Origin of the sequence: Trueperella sp. HMSC08H06, from assembly GCF_001808465.1 — a bacterium.
Lineage (GTDB): Bacteria > Actinomycetota > Actinomycetes > Actinomycetales > Actinomycetaceae > Trueperella > Trueperella bernardiae.
Map to the genome: position 1 here is coordinate 1 of NZ_KV793358.1, position 5211 is coordinate 5211.

The window sequence follows — 5211 nt, forward strand, 5'->3', positions numbered from 1 at the left end:
GACGGTCCGACTCCACATCACCAGACCACTGCTTTTCAACCTTGATCGACGTGGGAGGTTCGTTAACGATTTCAACCTCGATCGTCTTTGTGTCTTTGTTTTGCGACAATACAGCGTCGTGAGCCATGTAGCCTTTGACTTCATGCTCAACGAAGGTCAGCGGGATAGTCTCGCCCGTCTTGGCATCAATGAGCGTGCTTGGATCGGGATAGTTGGCTAGCTCGGCCTTCCAATCGTTCTTCTTTGTGAGCTCGACGGTCTGCAACGTCTTGTCACCAAGTTTCACGTCCACCGAAATGCTCTCGGGGCGATCTTCTGGATCATCATTAGCCCACTTCTTTTCCAACTTCAGTTTCCACGCATCAGGCTCGCCAAAAGTTAGCTTGCCGTTGTTGGCAATGCCAGCCCCGGAAATACCAGTGCCGGTGGCGACGTTATCGGTGATCTTCACAGTCGCAAGAATCTCCGCGATAGCCTTAGCGTCGGGCGTTGGGACCGACTTGAAAGCAATGTTGTTAGTAACCTTTTCGTTTGGTTTGATGGCGGTGTTGTCTCCATCAGCTGAGTAGCGCGGAACCTTTCCCTTAGCGGACCAGTTACCGTGAATACCATAAATCGAACCGTCCTGATACCAAGCGCGAGGGCTACCACCGAGCATACGCTCAGTAACCTCGACCGCATGACCTGCTACCGGCTCATCGAACTCGTGTTTGATGATGCTAGCGAAATCATGGCCGGCACCCTTATTTTGCCCCTTAAAGACATCGGGTGCCACATTGTCAAAAATCGCCACGCCGCGCGTCACGTGCATAACGGTAGAACCCGTGGGGCAGTTCCAGACACCGCCGCCTTGAGCACTCACAGGATGGTTGCCGGCTTGGATGAGAAAACCGGGCTTGATGACGTTGTCACGAATGAGACCGTTGTAAATCGTAACCTCGGCTTTGGTGTCGCTGTACATTGCGCCACCGCCCCAGAAGCCATTAGAGGTGTTACCGCTCAAAACTGCAGCGTGGATCACAGCCTTCGTAGTTCCATTGAAGGCAACGCCTCCACCAGACCTCGCAGCGTTGTTAGAAGATATATCGGCGCCGGCAATATCGACCTTCGTATCGCCCTCTGTGTAGATCGCACCGCCGGAACCAGTGGACACGTTCTTTGTAAACGTTGCGCCGCTGATGTTCAGCATGCCTCCACTTTGAAAGAGGCCGCCGCCGACGCCTTTGTAATCCCCGTTGTTGTTCCCTTGAACGACAAGGCCGCCTGACAGAGCAACGTCGCTATTGATAAAGGCAAGACCAGCACCGATCTCCGTGATGTTCTCCTGCACGGTGCCTCCAGTTATATTCACCGAGGTTCTCTCACCGTAAACTGCGCCGCCGCGGCCATTGTAATTGGGGTGGCTAACCACGTTTCCAATTAACGTTCCGCCCGTCATCTCGAAAGTAGGCGTTCCGCCATCTCGCGCCCATAGGCCAATCGCGCCGCCGTAACGCAGTCCATGATTGCCGCTAAGCTTTCCGCCCTCTACTCGCACGGTGCCGTTGTAGGCAGTGATTGGAGAATATTTTTCTTTTTCTACCCCTGCCGGGCGAAGTTCACCAGACTCATCTGAAACGTTGTTACCAGAAAACTCAGCGTCTCCACCTATTGTTAACGTTCCTCCGTTAACAAAAATGACCGGGCCGGTTACCGCAGTGTCGCGGATCGCGCCGCCCACAAGGTTCATATCGCCCGCAACGCTAAACTGCGCGTTTGTGAAAGTCGGGCCGGATAGGGTGAGCGTTCCTCCCTCTTCTACCGTGAAGAGTGGGGACCCATTTCCGCTGATCTTTCCGCTACCCGTTAGGGTGACTCGTTCCCCCGCGGGCACAACCAGCGGCTGCGCCCCGTTTTCCACGGTTATTTCTGATTCGATTGACAGTTCTGTTGACTCGCCGTCACCAAGACCATTAACCGCAGTAATAACGTCGTCCCAGGAATTAATATCAGCTGCCTGAGCTACTCCGCCAGTCAACCCGACTGTTGCCAACACTGTGGCCAGCAAAATTCCTAACGACCGCATCCAACGGCCCATCATTATTTGCTCCTCTCACAACAGCGGCCTCTGGTCTGCTAAACAACGGGCCAGATCACGCGTATCGTAATTTCGAGTCTTTCACATTTTGGACTTAATTCCCAAGCCTTTATCGCGATCATTTGCGTGAACGAATTCTTTTGTGTTTCCGGCAACTCTTCGCGCCGGGCGACATGCCGGATCGTGTCCGACGATCCCGCTAGGTGTTGGCTCGCATCGTGATAATCTTGTCGACATAAAGTAATATCTTGTTTCTTCACGATTCCTTTGACAGCATAGTTTCGTCCTATAAGCTCTCCGGCCGTATTCCGAAGCTTGTGTTGCACTCTGAAGAAAGTGGAAAAATGAAAAGCATAAAGCACTACACGTTTCTCCCAGCCTTGTGGGTAGCATGTTTAACAGTATTTCTAGTGGTGATGGGCACCGGCCTTCCTCCGGTTGCCGAGGCCGCGCCAGAATCCCCCGACAGGCAGATCCTAAAGTGCTACGAAGAGGGCCGGGTTCTGTACTGTGAGCCGGACCATCTAGAAAAACTCATCGCGCAGGCTGGAACTATACCGACCAGGATCGAAATTGGTAACGGTACCGAGACTTTGCTGACGAAGACCATCGTCATTCCCGCTGGCGCAGATATTGAGCTAGTGGATGCAAACACAGCTGCGTGGTCATCAGAAAGCAAGATCATTCGCGATGATGGTGATTTCACGGGCAGCCTACTGAAGGTTGAAAAGGGTGCAAAACTAACCCTCTCTGACGGAACTGGAAACGGCGCGGGCATCACTATTGACTCGCGCGCACAATACGAAAATGTTGTAAAGGGCTCCAGCTTCTCCCCAACCATTCTCGTGGAAGGCGAACTAGTGATGAACGCCGGCACTGTTACGGGTGCACGTAAGATGAGTAACGGCGGCGAGGGTGCAGTTACCGTCAAGGGCCGGGACGCAAAGTTCACCCTTAACGACGGTAAGATCACTGACAATCAGCGCAAGGGAGGCCAGTTTGGTGCGGCGAACGTCGCATTGACTGACGGCGCTACGATGGTGATGAACGGCGGCGAGATTTCTGAGGGGCAATCCGATTACAGCCCATACGCATACGGAGAAGCTGGTGGCATCGGTGTTTTTAGTGGTGCCCATCTAACAATTAACGGCGGCACGCTGACTGACAACACTGGTTGGGCCGGCAATATCAACGTGAGCCACTGGCTGAATGAGAGCAACGTAAAACCCGGCGATGACACATCGGACACGCGCTCAACGCTAGTGTTCAATGGCGGCGAAATCTCGCGGGGTAAAGCAGCTTTTGCCGGTGGAGGTATCGATATCTTCGGAAATGCTGACGTCACTATGAATGGTGGTACCATCGCGGACAACCAAGCGCCAAACGGCGGCGGCGTAAACGTGATGGATATGTACATTAACGGCGATCCTAACACTTACCAAGAGATCGATTCGGACGGCAGCCGATGGACGAAACAGCATTTCGGGGAGCGTAAACCGCAAGAATGGACCAAGGTCTCTCCCGCCCGATTCACAATGAACGGGGGCAGCGTGGTGCGTAATAGCGCCACTCGCACCGGGGGCGGTATTAACGTGATATCGAATGCCGTGAATCTCAATGCCGGCTTGATTGAAGGGAATAATGCCAACCAGCAGGGCGGCGGCGTCTACGTCGCGACGAAGTCTTATACCGCTCACTTCATGGACACGCTCATCACTGAGAACAGCACAACCAAAGGAAGCTTTGTTGGAGTCGGCGGCGGTGTTTGGCTCTGCCCAACAGGTAGCATGAAGATTCACGTCACGAATGGCGTAGCAGTATTCGATAACAAATCTCCAAGCTCTAACGATCACCACTGGGGCGACGATATTGCGCATGACGCCTATGGTGGTTCCACTTCCGCACGTATGCTTATCGATCCGCGTATGCTCGGTGGCGGTGAGTCCACCCTCTACAAGGATGGCGGCTACAACAAGCCGCGTTTCGATGCCGAGAATCCTGGTAAAAAGCAGGTGTTCGATGGCGAGGAGCGCGAGTCCGACGAGTCCAGTGATTACCGAACCTCGCTTCAAAACGCAGGCCTAAAGACCATTACTGATCAGAATGCTAAAGGCAACGCGAAATCCTGGGCAAGGTTGAGGATTACGAAGAACCAGGCTCCGCGTGGTGGCGGTATTGGCTCAAACGGTGGCCTTGAATTCGGAACCCCCGAAAAGACTGAGGTGCAGGTTTCCAAGGCGTGGAAGGACGCAGAGGGCAACGACCTTGACGACGCTTCCAAGGTTGCGGTCAAGGTGCAGCTAGTGGGATCAGTTGGCAAAGACACGTTCTACATTGGCCAGCCGGCTCAGCTGAATGCGGACAACAACTGGACGCATACGTTCAAGGACCTGCCTAAAACCAAGACCGTTGACGGCAAGCAGGTAGAGGTCAAGTACTCGGTTGAAGAGCAGGGCGTTGACGGAGTCAACACAGTTGAGTTGGGGGGCACGGCGCTGGACGGCTTGACGATCACTGCCCCATTAGCAATGTCACCTGTTAACGTGCAGCTCCTTCAATCTACCGACGGCATTAACAAGAGCCCCGTGGGTGATCCAGTAGTGCTCGATGAGACGAATGACTGGACGTATACCTTTGAGAGCCTCCCGGCCACTAAGACCATTGGCGAGGAGAATTCCGAGAACGCCAAGGAACTCAAGATCTCCTACTCCGTCAAGGAACTAGGCGTCAGCGGATTCACTATCAAGGTAGAAGGTGACGCGGTAGACGGCTTCACTGTCACGAACACTGAGGTACCTCCCACCACGAAGGTGGATGTAACCAAGGTTTGGAAGGATCATGCGGGTAAAGATCTTGATCCGGGTTCAACAAAACCAGTTGAGGTTCAGCTGACCAGAACGATCAATGAGGAAACCAACCCAGTTGGTGACCCTGTCGAACTAAACGCTGAGAACGAATGGAAGCACACGTTCATAGATCTTCCTCAGTTCGTGATCATTGACGGTAAGCGCGCAAAAATCACTTACGCGGTTGAAGAGCTCTCTGTTGAGGGCTATACGGCTTCTATTAGTGGTAGTGCAGCAGACGGGTTCGTGGTGACTAACACTAAGGACGCTCCTGCCGTTACCTCGGTA

General features: G+C 53.5%; 3 protein-coding genes. 1 reads left to right on the forward strand and 2 read right to left on the reverse strand.

Annotation, left to right across the window (positions count from 1 at the left end):
* Together HMPREF3174_RS05720 and HMPREF3174_RS09260 are read right to left on the reverse strand one after the other, a co-directional pair.
* A partial coding sequence (locus HMPREF3174_RS05720; RefSeq protein ID WP_070448183.1) for a Cna B-type domain-containing protein occupies positions 1-2080 on the reverse strand: 2080 nt, incomplete at its 3' end.
* Between the two features lie 35 nt (positions 2081-2115).
* Entirely contained in the window at positions 2116-2337 is a 222-nt protein-coding gene (locus HMPREF3174_RS09260) for a hypothetical protein (protein ID WP_143602190.1), read from the reverse strand.
* On the opposite strand from HMPREF3174_RS09260, the gene HMPREF3174_RS05725 reads away from it, so the two are divergent.
* Positions 2326-5211: Cna B-type domain-containing protein (locus tag HMPREF3174_RS05725; protein ID WP_246783066.1), on the forward strand; the 2886-nt coding region annotated here is incomplete at its 3' end. The genes HMPREF3174_RS09260 and HMPREF3174_RS05725 overlap by 12 nt on opposite strands.